The following is a 14925-nucleotide window of genomic DNA, read 5'->3' as shown; positions in this document are numbered from 1 at the left end:
CACCCACTCGACCATGATCATCAGCCAACTACCCACCGATCAATGGTACGCCGCCATCGGCGATAACACCCTGGCGGATGCCATCCTGGATCGGCTCATGCACAACGCCCATCGCTGGGCTCTAAAAGGAGAATCGATGAGAAAACGACTTCAGGAAATTGACTGAACGTGAACACCCGGAGTACAAACTCCGGTGGGTGATGCGTTAAGAAACGAGGTGTTCACGTTCAACCAGAATGGGTGTTCACGTTCGCCGGAATACGCAGACTCATCAACCAGAAAAATCACCAAGATGGGTTTGGCATCTTGTGGTACCACATTATTACCAATCGGATCTATCGTTCTTTCTGTCCGTGCACCCATTGGGTCATTGGGAGTAAGTGTCATACCACTATGCACGAATCAAGGCTGTAAAGGGCTAGTGCCTCGTCATGAGACATCCAGTCACTTCTTCGCTTATTTCCTTCAAGTAGCTAATCCAGAGCTTAATAACAGAGGAAGAGGGAGCACGTTTCTAGAAATTTCTGGCGATGAACTCTCCCGCTTTGAGGTCTGCTACCCCAGCTATACAGAACAACGCACTATCGCCGCCTTCCTCGACCACGAAACCGCCCGCATCGACCAATTGATCGCCAAGCAGCAGCGGCTGATCGAACTGCTCAAGGAGAAGCGGCAGGTGCTGATCTCCCACGCCGTCACCAAGGGCCTCAACCCCAATGCGCCGATGAAGGGCTCTGGTGTTGAGTGGCTGGGGGAGGTGCCGGAGCATTGGAAGGTGACGCGTGCAAAGCTGGCATCTGAGATATTTGTTCCACAACGCAATAAACCTGAGCTGAATGAGTCTGGTGAAGGTTTTCACTGGACGACGATGGAGGACATGAAAGGCGATGTGATCAACACTACCAAAAGGTATGTGTCGCAAGTTGCTGCTGAAATCGCAGGCTCAAAGATACTCAAAAAAGGAGCGGTGGTAGCTAGTTGTGTAGGCAACTTCGGTGTGGCCTCAGTTTTAAATATCGATGCAGTAATTAACCAACAGCTGCAAGCATATATCCCAAACACTATTTCGGGCCCTTATCTGCGTGATGTAATCACATGCTCGAAGGTCTATTTTGAGCTTGTTGGCACAGCTGCAACGCTTGTCTATGTAAATCAAGAAGGGTTCGGGAACTTGCCAGTCCCATTGCCTCCAGAGGATGAACAGCGTGAAATTGAATGCCACGTTAAACAAGCTAAAACGAAATTTGACCTAGCGATGGAGAAAGCCCAAAGCCAGGTTAGATTGCTCCAAGAGCGCCGCATCGCCCTAATCTCCGCCGCCGTCACCGGCAAAATCGACGTCCGCAACTGGACACCCGATTCCCAGCCACCGGAGCAAGACGAGCTTATGGCTGCCGAACCCACCGCCGAATACCGAGTGTAGGAACCACCATGGCGCAAGGACGCAGTATCCGCCGGTTCCTGGTTGATGGCAGCCCCAACGAGCTGCTGGCGCTCGCGGGTTGAGCGTGGCGCTGGATACCCGACCAAATATGACCTATATTCAGAGCCGAAATCAGCCCCATTTAAGGTGTGATATGCAACAGGTACTCGCCAACTGCTCGGCCAGCATCTCGGAACTCAAGAAGAACCCTTCCGCCCTGCTCAAGGCCTCGGCCGGAGAAGCCATCGCCATCCTCAACCACAACAAGCCCGCCGCCTACCTGGTGCCGGCGGAGACCTACGAGTGGATGATGGAGCAACTGGACGATCTGGCGCTGGCACAACTGGTGGAGGAACGTCGCCAGCAACGGGACGACGCCATCGAAGTCAGCCTGGATGACCTATAAGCTCAAGTTCGTCCCCGCCGCCCTGAAAGAATGGCAGAAACTGGCCCCCGGCCTAAAGGCACAGTTCAAGAAGAAGCTGGCGGAACGACTGGATAACCCCCACGTACCCGCCTCGCGCCTGCGCGGGTACGACTCGGTGTACAAGATCAAACTGATAACCGCCGGCTACCGCCTGGTGTACGAAGTGGTGGATGACGAGATCGTGATCTACGTGCTGGCCATTGGCAAACGGGAAAAAGACGCCGTTTACAAAAAGCTGTCAACCCGGCGCTAAGTAAGTTCGTTCTTGGTTAAAGTTAAGCTGATTTCTTTAACTAACGATATTCAGTAGTAAAAGAACCCGCCAAGACGGTTCATAACAAGGAGCGGATCAAGTGACTGACGCCAAGGCCCTGGAGCTGACTTTCCAGAACCACATCATCGCCGCATTGGAAGCGCAGGGCTGGCGAGTCGGGCACAGCAATGATTATGACCAGGAACGGACCCTCTACCCGGAAGACCTGATCGGCTACGTACAGGCCACCCAGCCCGAGACCTGGCAGAAGTTCTGCAAGGTCTACGGCAACGAGCCAGAGACCCACCTGCTCAACGCCGCCGTGCGCAGCCTGGACCGCAAGGGCACCCTGTGGCTGCTGCGCAACCAGATTGAGGATCGCGGGGTGCGGTTGAAGGTGGCTACTTTCAAGCCGGATCACGAGCTGAACCCGGAACTGTCCCAACGCTATCAGGCCAATCGCCTGCGGGTGGTACCGGAGCTGATCTACAGCCCCCACGACGGCAACCTGAACCGCATTGACCTGGCGCTGTTCGTCAATGGCCTGCCGGTGGCGACGCTGGAGCTGAAATCCTGCTTCAAGCAGAGCCTGGAGAACGCCAAGAAACAGTACCGCTACGACCGTCAACCAAAAACCAACGGCAAGGTCGAACCGCTGCTGACGTTCAAGCGTGGCGCCATCGTCCACTTTGCGGTGAACCAGTTCGAGGTGGCCATGACCACCAAACTGGCAGGCAAGGACACCTTCTTCCTGCCCTTCAACCGGGGCACCTCGGCCGGCGGTGCCGGCAATGACCAACCGGCCCTGGTTTATGGCGAACCGGGTTACGCCACCGAATACCTGTGGACCGAGGTGTTCCAGCCGGATAACTGGCTCAAGATCCTGCACCGGTTCGTCCACCTGGAGCAGAAAGACAGCTTCGACGAGCTGGGGCGTATCCACACCAAGGAAACCATGATTTTCCCCCGCTACCACCAGTGGGCGGTGGTGCAGAAACTGCTGGGGGCGGTACGGGCGGAAGGCACCGGCCAGAAGTACCTGATCCAGCATTCCGCCGGCTCCGGCAAGTCCAACTCCATTGCCTGGCTGGCGCATCAGACCTCCAGCCTGTGTGACGCGGCGGGGGACAAGGTGTTCAATTCGGTCATCGTGATTACCGACCGTACCGTGCTGGACAGCCAGTTGCAGGAGACCATCTCCCAGTTCGAACACGCCTCCGGGGTGATCAGCCGCATCAACCGGGACGAGGGCGAAGGCAGCAAGTCGGCGCAACTGGCGGAAGCGCTGGCCAGTGGTACACCGATTATCATCGTTACCATCCAGACCTTCCCCCATGTATTGCAGGCGATCCAGGAAAGCTCCGGACTGAAGGACCGCACCTTTGCGGTGATCGCCGACGAGGCCCACTCCAGCCAGACCGGCAGCACCGCCCGCAAGCTGCGCGAGGTGCTGATGTCCGAAGAGCTGGATGACGAGCAGGAACTCTCCGCCGAGGACGTGATAAACGCCACCCTGGCGGCCCGTGGTGGCTCGGATCAGATCAGCTACTTCGCCTTCACCGCCACACCCAAGGCCAAGACCCTGGAGCTGTTCGGGCGGCCAGACGACCCGACCATGCCGCTGAGCAACGACAACCCGCCCAAGGCGTTCCACGTTTACTCCATGCGCCAGGCCATCGAGGAAGGCTTTATCCTCGACGTGCTGAAGAACTACACCAACTACGCCCTCGCCTACCGCCTCGCCATGAAGCAGCAGGAGGCAGACCAGGAGGTGGACAGCAAGAAGGCCAGGACCAGGCTGTCCAAGTGGGTGCGGCTGCACCCCCACAACATTGGCCAGAAGGTGCAGGTGATCATCGAGCACTTCCGCGAGAACGTATCCCACCTGCTCGGTAGCGAAGCCAAGGCCATGGTGGTGACCTCCAGCCGTCTGGAGGCGGTGCGCTACAAGCTGGCGTTCGACAAGTACGTCAAGGATCAGGGCTACGACAGGATTCAGGCCATGGTGGCCTTTTCCGGCGAGGTGAACGACCCGGACAGCAGCCCCGAGCCCTTTACCGAAAAGAACATGAACCCCGGCCTCAAGGGCCGCGACATGCGCAAGGCCTTCGACACCGACGACTACCAGGTGATGCTGGTGGCCAACAAGTTCCAGACCGGCTTCGACCAGCCCAAGCTGTGCGCCATGTACGTGGACAAGAAGCTGACCGGGGTGGACTGCATCCAGACCCTGTCACGGCTAAACCGCATCTACCCCGGCAAGGAGTCCACCTACGTGCTGGACTTTGTGAATGACCCAGCGGACGTGCTGGCGGAGTTCCAGAAATACTACGAGACCGCCGAGATCGACGAGACCTCCGACCCCAACCTGGTCTACGACCTGTTCCACAAGCTGCGGGACAACAGCATCATCAACTGGAGTGAAGTAGCGGCCTTTTCCGATGCCTACTTTGACCCGAAACGCGGCGCGGCGGCCCTCACCCACTACATCAAGCCCTCGGTGGATCGGTTTACCCAGCGCTACCGCCACGCCACGGAGGTGCTGCGGGAAGCCCGCAGCCAGATGAAGGCGATTGCAGCCGCTGGCGGCGACACCGAGAAGGCCAACGCCGAACGCTCGGTGAAAGAAGCCGAGGAGAACCGCAACTCCCTCGACCTGTTCAAGAAGGACGTACAGAGCTACATCCGCTTCTACGAGTTCGTCTCCCAGATCGTGCCGTTCGAAGACCCGGAACTGGAGCAGCTGAACGTCTTCTGCCGTCACCTGCACCCCATGCTGCGCCAGGAAGTGATCGAGGAAGACGACATCGACCTCTCCGCCGTGGTGCTGAGCCACTACAACCTCAAGTACAAGCGGACGCAGGATTTGAAACTGCGAGAGGACGAGGGCGAGTATTTGAAAGGCATTACCGGTATCGGTACCGCCAAGCCAAAGGAACCGAAGAAGGACCTGCTGTCGCAGATTCTTGATGCCCTGAACGACCTGTTCGGATCGGAAACCACCGAAGGCGACCGCCTCAACTTCGTGCATGGCCTGGCCACCAAGCTCAGCGAGAACACCGCGGTCATGGACCAGATCCGCCACAACTCCGACACCGCGGTGATGAACGGCGACTTCCCGAAAGCGCTGGATGAGGCGGTCATCGAGCGCATGGACACCCAAAAGGATATGTCGATGGAGTACCTGGCCAAGCCAGAAGTGGCAAAGCAGATACAGGCGTGGATGCTTCAATTGCTGCGGCAACAGCTGACTGGCGAGGCCTCGGGAAGCCCGGAAAGGCAGAGATGATCACGAGTTATTCAGCGGCTCTTTGATCGACAGCACCGATCCATGAAACGACGCATGAGGCGCAGGTACTCGCCCTGGTGCAGGTGCATGGCATGATTGCCGGGAAACCAGTGTATCTGGCTCCCTGGCCAGTGCTCGTGCAGGGCCTGGACACACTGCGGTAGCGTGAACCGGTCTCCGGCCCCGCCGATCACCAGCAGCCGTTCTGGCGCGATCACCGGCTGCCAGGTCAACGGAGAGTGCACGGCGGTGACATGGCGAAACTCCGACACGTCGATGCCGTAGCGGGCCATGTGGTGGCGGAGGATCCAGTTCAGGGGCGGTAAATGCAACGCCGTATCGACCAACATCACCGCGGGCGCATTGGGAATGGCAAAGGCCAGGCGAGCGTCCACCGATGCCGCCAGCGCGCTGACGTATCCCCCCAGGCTCAAGCCCGACACGCCAATGGCGGGCGCCCCCTGCCGTTGCAGATAGTCCATCCAGATGCGCAGATCATACACCGCCTGCAGGAAGACCTCGTTCATGTGCGACAGGCCATGAGCAACGATGCCGACCCCGCTGAAAAGGTCGTAGCGGTCGCTGCGATAGCCATGGAACGGCATGGTGTAAAGCAGGATGTCGTAGCCTTTGCGGTAAAACCAGCGCAGGGAAAACATGGTGCTGTTAAGCCAGAAGCTGTCGGCAAAGTAACCGTGCAGGAAGATCAGTGTCGGTCGGGGGCCGTCCGGGTGCCGCCAGTACTGGGCCACCACCTCGTGGCTGTAGTCATGGCGGGCATAATCCTCCCTGATTTCAGGATTCAGCGCGATATAGGGGCTCTGAAAACCGAGCAGCTCGAAATCAACGCCTTTGGGCTTGTAGCCGAACCGTCGCGGTTGCAGGGGGGCAACCTCCACGTTTTTAGGAGGCCGGGGGAACACTTCCTTGATATCCGCGCGATCGGCGCAGCCCTTATAGAACTGCACCATCTCCAGATCCCGTTCGAGTTTCTTGCGGGCAGTCAGATTGGCGGTTATGGCCAGCGTCACCATAGAGGCCAGACCGGTACGCAAGAGGATATCAATGGCAGCGGCGGCCTTGATTTTGACGGTGTGATGCTTGTCGATGCTGGTCACGTAGGAGTTCTGATTGAAATCCTGTGGCAATGCAGTCCACCAGGGGGGATTATTCATCTTGGCATCCCGGTCCCGCGACCATTCAGTCAGATTTCTTGATTGGATATGGCTCCAAAAGCCTGAGGAGCTCCGGAGTTAATCAGAGGCTTCTTAATCAGAAGCTCCTTAGCTTATTGTAGATAAAGCCAGCGATTCGGCCATTTCCGGCCCCATAACGCGCCACCAGCGGCGCTCATCCCCTTCTGACGCTGAAGGTTTCCCAATCGTCAGGGCGAAGTTGGCAGGCACAGCATTCACCGGCCACCCTGCAGGGTCCACGGGTAGGCTATCCTTAAGGAGTCTTTGAAAAACGCCTAAATCCAGCAAGGTATGGACCCCAACGGTAGGAACCACCCCGGTATGGACGACGTTGCCAACCAGTTTCTCACCAACAACCAGACCACCTTCCACCTCGCCATTGCCCTGCTGCTGGGCGCGTTGATTGGTCTGCAGCGAGGCTGGAAGGCGAGGGAGCGAAAATCCGGCGAGCGTATTGCGGGGATTCGCACTTACGCCCTGGTGGGGCTGCTGGGGGGCATTGCCGCCCTACTGGCCGATGCGCTGACACCCTGGGCCTTCCCGATGATTCTGCTGTGCCTGCTGGGGGCCACGCTGATTGCCTTTCACCATCGCCTGCAGGAGACCCGTAACTTCAGTATTACCGGTATCATCGGCCTGCTGCTGACCTTCTGTTTCGGCGCCATCGCGGTCGCAGTGGACCCGGTGCCCGCCGCGGCTGCGGCTGTGGGCACCGCCATTTTGCTGGACAACAAGGCCGAGATTCACAGCCTGATCAGCAAGCTGCAGGCCAACGAGCTGGATGCCGGCCTTAAGCTGCTGCTGATTACCGTGGTGATGTTACCGCTGCTACCCAACACCCGCATGGGTCCAGGCGGCATTCTCAATCCCTACGAGATCTGGTGGATGGTGGTGCTGATCGCCTCGGTCTCCTTTGTCGGCTATTTCGCCATCCGCATGGCCGGGGCCGCCAAGGGCATTTTGTTCACCAGCCTGTTTGCCGGTCTGAGCTCGTCCACCGCGCTGACGCTGCACTTTGCCCGCCAGTCACGGCAGACACCGGAGCTGAGTCCGCAGTTTGCCTCCGGCATCCTGATCGCCTGCGGCACCATGTTTCCCCGCATTCTGGTGTACTGCCTGCTGATCAATCGCGAGCTGCTGCCAACGCTGGTGTGGCCGGTGGTGGCGATGACGGTGGCGCTGTACGTTCCGGCCTTCGCCATCTGGCGCTCAAATCAGGATTCTTTGGCCGTGGAGCAACCTCAGCTGAGCATGAATCCCCTCGATCTGAAGACCGCCCTCGCCTTCGGCGTGTTGCTGACCGCCATCCTGTTTGTCGGCGAAATGCTGAAGGAATGGTTCGGCAACACCGGTATCTACGTGCTGTCGGCGACATCGGCCATCGCCGATGTGGATGCCATTACGCTGTCCCTCACCCGGCTGTCGCACACCTCCATCAGCGCCCCGACCGCAATTCTCGGCATCATCATCGCGGCGGCGGTGAACAACCTGGTCAAAACCGGGCTGGCCACCTCCATCGGCACCAAGGCCCTGGGGTTTCGGGTTGCAGGCCCCATGGTGCTGTCGATGATTGCCGGCCTGGCGGTCATCGCCCTGCAGTAAGTACCTACTGACCATCGAAAATTACGATAACCCGTCCGCATTTTCACGACATGCACTCTGCATCGACAGACGAACCGTGAATCACTTCATCTTTTACCTTACAGGAAATTAATAGCATGGACGGTGGCTAACCAGATCCACGGATTTATTCAATAACAAACGCAGTCGGGGAGCCTCAAAAAAACGAGAAAAATAGAGTAAAACAGAGAAGGGATGTCACATGAACGGCCTGAAGAAAAGGATCTACCCACTGCTACTGTCACCGGCCCTGCTGTTGCCGATGATCACCCACGCCCAGTTCAAGCCAATGACGGATGACTCGTTGGCCAGCGTAACTGGGCAATCCGGCATTTCCATCGACCTCAGCGCGAGGCTGAGCATCGGTGAGCTGCGTTACCAGGACGAAGGCAGCCTGGCGATCCGCAACATTCGCCTGGGCGGCGCCAACAAAACCGAATATTTCGGTTCCAACTGGGGCGCAGCCACCCATTCTGGCGACCGCCTCGACCACCTGCAACTGAACATCGACGTACTGGCGGACGGTGATCTGGTGCTGTTCGCCAAACCCGAGCCGGGCTTTGGCCAGGCGATCGACTTTCGCCTGAGCACCGACGAATGGGTGCTGCAGAAATCCACCGGCGGCGACGGCACCCGGCTGCTCAACTACCTGGACATGACCGGCCTGGCGCTGGACCTGCGCATGAAGGTAGACAACGAAACCAGTCACCTGCTCATTGAGAGCACCTTCGGCATCGATGACCTGGACACTGAGATCGGATTTCTCGGCATTGGCATTCAGGACATGAAGGTCGCCGGGATGAGCTATTTCGAATCGCTAGGGCAATGGGGCAGCATCGGCCTACCGGACATTGGTGCCGAGTTGGATTTGGACATCTACCACCGGCAGGTCCCAGGGCAGGTTGATGGGCTGGCCATCGATATCACCAAGTTCGAGGCCGATATCGACATGCCAATCATCACCCTGGGCAGTGGCCCGTCCATCGGCGCCGTCACCATCAACGACCTGCAGCTGAACAACACCTCAATGGTGATCTACGGCCATGACTGAAGCGCAGGCCGGGCGGTCGCCTCAGACCGCCCGGCGCAGGGTGAGATTGTAGCGACAGCCGCCGGTCAGCGGGTGGTGGCCCGGCTTCAGCGCCAATACTCCGTGGTAGCGTAAACGGGCGGGACCGCCCCAGACCACGACATCGCCGTGTTCCAGCAGTATTCGCTGGGGCCTGTCGTTTCGCCTGAGGCCACCAAACTGGAACAGCACCGGTAATCCCAGGGATACCGACACGATGGGCTGGTCGAAATCCCGCTCATTCCTATCCTGGTGCAACGACATCTTCGCCCCCGGCAGATAGCGGTTGATCAGACAGGCATCCGGCTCAAAGCCGTCGAAGCCCGCCGTACTGGCAGCGGCGTTGGCAAGCTGGCGAAACGGCTCAGGCATCGGTGGCCAGGGCTGGCCGGACTGTGGATCGGTAGGCTGGTAGCGGTAACCGGTGCGGTCGCTGACCCAGCCCAGCGGGCCGCAGTTGGTCATGGCGGCGGACATGGTGAAGCCACCGGGCGTTTCCATCTGGCGGAACGGCGCCTGCGACTGGACGCGGTCAATGCCGCTGACCAATTCGGCGGCCTGGTCTGTGGCGAACTGGCGCAGCACCACCGCCCCCGCCACCAGCGGCTGGATCTGGCGCTGGGTCACGGCCTGGTCAAACAGATCCCCGGTACGGCTATCGTACGGATTCACCTCATGCCTCTACATGCCTCTACACGCATCTACCGAACAACGTTAAGCCATTGTACCGCCAGTAGCTCAGCGCCCCCAGTCCCGCTCACACCTGAGCGTCGGCGCCCGGTGGCAACCGCCCGTGCAGTTTGCTCAGGCGCCGCATTGATCGCTGTAGCGTTTACGCATCCGCTCACGAAGGGCATCCCCCTCGGCATCGCTGAGAAATTCCCGTTCGCCTTGCGCATTAAGCCGATAAAACGTCGATATCGAATCCATATGACGAAGCCGGGCCGCCAGTTTCTGGCAACTCTGCTGGGCTTGCATCTCGATCCGGCTCTGCTCCGCGAGGCTTTGTTCGCGGGCCAGCCGCTCCTGTTCGAGACGATCCGCCATGGAGCGTAAGCGTTCACTGGCGCCGGACCCCGCTCCCCCGCTACCCAATGACGTGGGCGGAACCACCGCCACCGGCTCCGCCTCCACCGACGTCGGCGGCCGATCGCCGAAATGCACGCGTCCGTCGGCATCGGTCCATTTGTAGACGCCAGCACTGGCCGATGCCAGACACGCCCAGGCCAACGCGACGGTGACGAATTTGGCCCCAATTCCAAAGCGAATCATAACGAACTCCCCTGTTCTCACCTGTTTCCTCGACAAAAAACCGTATACTCTGCCGCTATGCATTAACCGGTAAGGATAGCACCATGTTGTTTCCCATCATCATCGGCGGCCTGATTGGCTACCAGTTCGGCCGGTTTCCAGGCTTTCTCATGGGTGCGGTCGCCGGTGTGCTGCTGGCGAGCTACCTGAAGAACCGGCTGAGAAGCCGTCTGGCCGATCTCCAGTCCGCCTTTATCGAGCCGATGTTCGCGGTGATGGGCGCGCTGTGCAAGGCCGATGGCGTGGTCACCCAAGACGAAATCCAGGTGGCGGAGCAGTTCTTTGACCGTTTCCGGCTGTCCGACCGCCAGCGCGAAACCGCCAAGGCGGCTTTCAGCCGGGGCAAGTCGCCAGACTTCGACCTCGACGCCGAACTCGACCGCTTCCTCCGTGTCAGCCGGGGCCAGGCCATGCTGCTGCAACTGTTTTTACAGCTACAGGTTTCCGCCGTGGCCGCCGACGGCCAGGTGCATCCGCAGGAGCACGCCATGCTGGTGCGGATCGCCCGCAAGTTGGGGCTACCGGATTCCCAGGTGGACCAGCTGAAGGCCATGCTGCGTGGCGCCCATGCCGACACCGCCGGCACCAGTGCCAGCCAACAGCTGGCGGACGCCTACCAGGTGCTGGGGGTTCCCGCCAGCGCCAGCGATCAGGAGCTGAAACGCGCCTATCGCAAGCTGATGAGTGAAAACCACCCTGACAAACTGGCCGGACGCGGCTTGCCGGAGAGTATGCGGGACATGGCGGAAGAGAAGACCCGGGAGATCAGCCACGCCTACGACATCATTAGCAACGCCCGCCGTAACGGCAACTAACCCACCGTCTGTGACGTGATTCGGACTCCCTGATGCCCCAGCAACGCCCTACCCCCTTGCACGCCTTCGGTGATGACGCTCTCGCGGATCACGATGCCACCGCCCTCGCCCAGTTGATCCGAACCGGAAAACTCAGCGCCGAGGAGGTGCTCTCGGCAGCCCAGGCCAGGGCCGCCCGGATTGCGCCCCAGCTCAACGGCGTGGTTGGGCATGGAGACGACGAGGTGCCGCCGGTGCAGCGCACCGCCAATTCCGGCTGTTTTGCCGGCGTGCCTACTTACGTCAAGGACAACACCGATGTCCGTGGCTACCGCACCGGTCATGGCAGCGCCGCCGTGACCGCCCCCATCAGCCGCCAGGACAGCCCCTTCGCCCGCCAATACCTGGCCCAGGGCTTCGTCTGCCTCGGCAAGAGTGCGCTGCCGGAGTTCGGTTTCAATGCCAGTACCGAACCTGCCCACGCCGAGCCCACCCGTAATCCGTGGCATACCGGCCACTCCGCGGGTGCCTCCTCCGGTGGCGCCGCGGCACTGGTGGCCGCCGGCGTAGTACCCATCGCCCACGCCAATGACGGCGGCGGCTCCATCCGCATACCCGCCGCCTGCTGTGGTCTGGTGGGGCTGAAACCAAGCCGGGGGCGCCTGGTGGACAACCCCGCTGCCCGGGCACTGCCGGTGAACATCATCGGTGAGGGGGTCGTGACCCGGACGGTGCGGGATACCGCCAATTTCTACGCCGAGGCCGAGGCCTACTACCACAATCGCAAGCTGCCGATGCTGGGCCGGGTCAGCGGGCCTGGCACACAAGCACTGCGCATCGGCCTGGTGACGGACTCGATCAATGGTTACCACACCGATGCGGATACCCGCACCGCCGTGGAGGCCACCGGCAGACTGCTGCAGGAGCTTGGCCACGATGTCTCGCCGATGCCGGTCCCGATTGATGCCCAGTTTGCGGAGGATTTCGCCCTGTACTGGGGCATGCTGGCGGCACTGATGAAACACTCCGGCCGCTGGTTGCTGGCGGGCGGCTTCGATCGCCACAAGGCGGATGGACTGACGGACGGCCTCAGCCGCATGTTTCGCAAACAGGCCCACCGCCTGCCCGGAGCGCTATGGCGCCTGCGCCGTTCCGGCCAGGATTTTGAAGCCGGCATGGCCGGCTACGACGCCGTACTGATGCCAGTGGTCGGCCATACCACCCCGCCACTCGGTCACCTGAGCCCGCGGCTGCCGTTCGACACCCTGTTTGAACGGCTGACCCACTACGTGGGATTCACGCCCCTGGCAAACGCCACCGGAGCACCCGCCATCGCCCTGCCCATGAGCAAAACCGAAGACGGCCTGCCAGTGGCGGTGCAGCTCATGGCCCGCCCCGGCCAGGACCGAGTCCTGCTGGAGCTGGCCTACGCACTTGAACAGGCAGCCCCCTTCCCCACGCTCGCAGATTGGACAGCCCCATGACCCGTTGCCATTATTAAGGAGCCTATGAATGTTCAGAGTCTCCCTGATAATGGCCCGGTGCTTGGGCTACGGCGGTGAGCCCCGACTAACCGTTAACCTGGAGCGGTGATCGCCCACCATGTCAGACAGCCGGCTCTTTACCCGCTTTCACGAACAGCTGATGCAACTCAGCCACAGCGCGGAATTCATCAACGATCACCGCGAGCAAAAGCTGGCGGCGCTGACGGAATTATGCGCGAAGGCGCTGGGCATGGACCGTGTCAGCGTCTGGCAACTGAGCCACGGTCATGACCGGCTAAACCGCGAGCACCTGTTTGACCGCAATCGGCGGCCAGCCGACGCGCCCGCCCCGGATACCGCCGAGCCCCCGGTGCTGTATCGGAGCGACCATCCCCGGTATTTCCAGCAGCTGGAAAAGGCCAGGTTAATCGATGCCAGCCATGCCCAGACCCACTCCGCCACTCAAAGCTTTACCGCCAACTACCTGATTCCTTTAGGCATCCAGTCCATGCTGGACGCGCCAATTTTCGACGGCGCCCGCCCCAGTGGTGTGATCTGCATTGAAAGCCTGGCACTCCACCACTGGACCCTGCCCGAACTGTCGTTCGTGGTGGCGGTGGCAGACACCATTAGCCTGATCAACACCCAGGAAGCCTGGCTCGACTCCAAGCGCAAACTGGAGTATGTCACCCGTTTCGATACCCTCACCGGCCTGGCCAACCTGAACAGCCTGCGGGACCGCATGGGGTATCTGATCAGCAAGATCCGGCGCAGAAAAACGGGCCGGTTTGCGTTGTTGTGGCTTGATCTGGATCGGCTGAAGACGATCAACGACGGTCTGGGGCCCCAGGTTGGGGATGCGGTCATCGCCGAGGTGGGGCGCCGGCTGAGCGATCTCAAACTACCGGGCAAGGACCTGCTGGCCCGCATCGGCGGCGATGAGTTTGCGCTGATTGTAGACCATGGGCCACTGCTGGACGCCCTGGACGAGCTCGTCAACCGCATTCGCCAGGAAATAGAGCCCCCGCTCAAGATCCATGGTCAACATCTGAGTTTGAGCGCCAGCCTGGGCATCTGCGAGTATCCCGACGACGGCCACGACGCCGAGTCCCTGCTGCGCAGTGCCGAAGCCGCCATGTATCACGCCAAGCAGCGGGGCCTGGGGCAGACCTGCCGATTCGACAGTTCCATTCAGACCACCGCCCGCTCACGATTCGCCATGGAGCGGGAGCTCCGCCAGGCCATCCTCAACGAAGCCCTGGAAGTGCACTACCAGCCCATTTACAGCAGCGATGTCCGCACTCCCGCCAGCGCTGAGGCTTTGGTCGGCGCTGAGGCTTTAGTCGGCGCTGAGGCACCGGTCAGTGCTGAGGCACTGGTACGGTGGGAACATCCCGACCGGGGCCTGTTAACGCCCATTGAGTTTCTGGAGGTCGCCCGCGGCGCCGGCCTGATGTACGAACTGGGAAGCTGCGTGCTGCGACTGGTTTGCCGGCACCTACAGCAAGCTCGCGCCCGACAGGCAAAATTGCCCGTCATCTCGGTTAACCTTGCCTCAGAGCAGGTATTGAACCCGAAGTTGCCGGATGACATTGCCTCAATCTGTCAGGAATTTGGGGTATGTCCGAGCGTGCTGCATTTCGAGGTGACCGAAGACGCCATACAGGGCGATTCCAAGACCCTGCGCACCACCCTCAACCGGATTGTCGCCGCCGGCTCCGAACTGGCCATCGACGATTTCGGCACCGGTTATTCCTCACTGGCCCGCCTCAAGAGCCTGCCGTTTTCCAAGATCAAGATTGACCGTTCGTTCATCATGGACATTCCCGACGACGAGGATGATTGCGCCATCACGCTGTCAATCCTCGGCCTGGCCCGGGGACTGGGACTGTCGGTGGTGGCGGAAGGGGTGGAAACACTGGCCCACGAGCAATGGCTGCGAGCTCAGCACTGCGAATTCCTGCAGGGATATCGCTACAGCAAGCCCCTGCCGTTTGAGGCATTCCTGGAGCGCTTTATCCTCAACCACGCCACGGCGATCCGGACGTAGCCGGGCTGA

13 protein-coding genes and 1 pseudogene are annotated in these 14925 nt (G+C 60.3%); 11 read left to right on the top strand and 3 right to left on the bottom strand.

What is annotated here, in order from left to right; translation table 11 throughout:
- The 6 genes and pseudogenes from N6L25_RS09360 to N6L25_RS09340 form a co-directional block, all read left to right on the top strand.
- Positions 1-166: ATP-binding protein (locus N6L25_RS09360; RefSeq protein WP_271977401.1), on the top strand; the 166-nt coding region annotated here is incomplete at its 5' end.
- Between the two features lie 126 nt (positions 167-292).
- A pseudogene (locus tag N6L25_RS17715) lies at positions 293-785 on the top strand (restriction endonuclease subunit S); the annotation flags it as partial.
- Positions 758-1423, top strand: a complete 666-nt coding sequence (locus tag N6L25_RS17710; protein ID WP_442915227.1) for a restriction endonuclease subunit S — start codon at positions 758-760, stop codon at positions 1421-1423. The pseudogene N6L25_RS17715 and the gene N6L25_RS17710, both read left to right, overlap by 28 nt.
- A 154-nt stretch (positions 1424-1577) precedes the next feature.
- Positions 1578-1829 (top strand): type II toxin-antitoxin system Phd/YefM family antitoxin, encoded by a 252-nt coding sequence (locus tag N6L25_RS09350; RefSeq protein ID WP_271979566.1) that lies wholly within the window; start codon positions 1578-1580, stop codon positions 1827-1829.
- Positions 1819-2103 carry a type II toxin-antitoxin system RelE family toxin gene (locus N6L25_RS09345; RefSeq protein ID WP_271979565.1) on the top strand — a complete coding sequence of 95 codons (285 nt, stop codon included), beginning with the start codon at positions 1819-1821 and terminating at the stop codon, positions 2101-2103. The genes N6L25_RS09350 and N6L25_RS09345 overlap by 11 nt, the downstream gene beginning before the upstream one ends.
- A gap of 100 nt (positions 2104-2203) precedes the next feature.
- The gene (locus tag N6L25_RS09340) at positions 2204-5392 is read left to right on the top strand and encodes a type I restriction endonuclease subunit R (protein WP_271979564.1); all 3189 of its coding nucleotides are present in this window, start codon (positions 2204-2206) and stop codon (positions 5390-5392) included.
- 11 nt (positions 5393-5403) lie between these two features.
- Here N6L25_RS09340 and N6L25_RS09335 read toward each other — a convergent pair whose 3' ends face one another.
- Positions 5404-6567 (bottom strand): alpha/beta hydrolase, encoded by a 1164-nt coding sequence (locus tag N6L25_RS09335; protein WP_271979563.1) that lies wholly within the window; start codon positions 6565-6567, stop codon positions 5404-5406.
- A 342-nt stretch (positions 6568-6909) separates the two neighbouring features.
- Between N6L25_RS09335 and N6L25_RS09330 the strand changes: the two genes are divergently transcribed.
- Both N6L25_RS09330 and N6L25_RS09325 read left to right on the top strand, forming a co-directional pair.
- Positions 6910-8190, top strand: coding sequence for an MgtC/SapB family protein (locus N6L25_RS09330; protein ID WP_271979562.1), 1281 nt, complete (start codon positions 6910-6912; stop codon positions 8188-8190).
- A gap of 220 nt (positions 8191-8410) precedes the next feature.
- The gene (locus N6L25_RS09325) at positions 8411-9259 is read left to right on the top strand and encodes a DUF6160 family protein (RefSeq protein WP_271979561.1); all 849 of its coding nucleotides are present in this window, start codon (positions 8411-8413) and stop codon (positions 9257-9259) included.
- Positions 9260-9280: 21 nt separating this feature from the next.
- Here the strand turns inward: N6L25_RS09325 and alkB are convergent, their stop codons facing one another.
- Both alkB and N6L25_RS09315 read right to left on the bottom strand, forming a co-directional pair.
- Entirely contained in the window at positions 9281-9919 is a 639-nt protein-coding gene (alkB, locus tag N6L25_RS09320) for a DNA oxidative demethylase AlkB (RefSeq protein WP_442915226.1), read from the bottom strand.
- A 162-nt stretch (positions 9920-10081) separates the two neighbouring features.
- Entirely contained in the window at positions 10082-10549 is a 468-nt protein-coding gene (locus N6L25_RS09315; protein ID WP_271979558.1) for a DUF4124 domain-containing protein, read from the bottom strand.
- Positions 10550-10632: 83 nt separating this feature from the next.
- Here N6L25_RS09315 and djlA point away from each other — a divergent pair, with 83 nt between their 5' ends.
- From djlA to N6L25_RS09300, 3 genes are all read left to right on the top strand, one after another.
- Entirely contained in the window at positions 10633-11403 is a 771-nt protein-coding gene (gene djlA / locus N6L25_RS09310) for a co-chaperone DjlA (RefSeq protein ID WP_271979557.1), read from the top strand.
- Between the two features lie 32 nt (positions 11404-11435).
- Positions 11436-12866 carry an amidase gene (locus N6L25_RS09305; protein WP_271979556.1) on the top strand — a complete coding sequence of 477 codons (1431 nt, stop codon included), beginning with the start codon at positions 11436-11438 and terminating at the stop codon, positions 12864-12866.
- A gap of 118 nt (positions 12867-12984) precedes the next feature.
- Positions 12985-14916, top strand: a complete 1932-nt coding sequence (locus N6L25_RS09300; protein ID WP_271979555.1) for a putative bifunctional diguanylate cyclase/phosphodiesterase — start codon at positions 12985-12987, stop codon at positions 14914-14916.
- Positions 14917-14925 lie beyond the last annotated feature (9 nt).

Origin of the sequence: Marinobacter sp. SS21 (assembly GCF_028369065.1) — a bacterium.
Lineage (GTDB): Bacteria > Pseudomonadota > Gammaproteobacteria > Pseudomonadales > Oleiphilaceae > Marinobacter.
The sequence above is the reverse complement of the archived record's forward strand: the minus strand, read 5'-3'. Positions and strand labels throughout refer to the sequence as shown.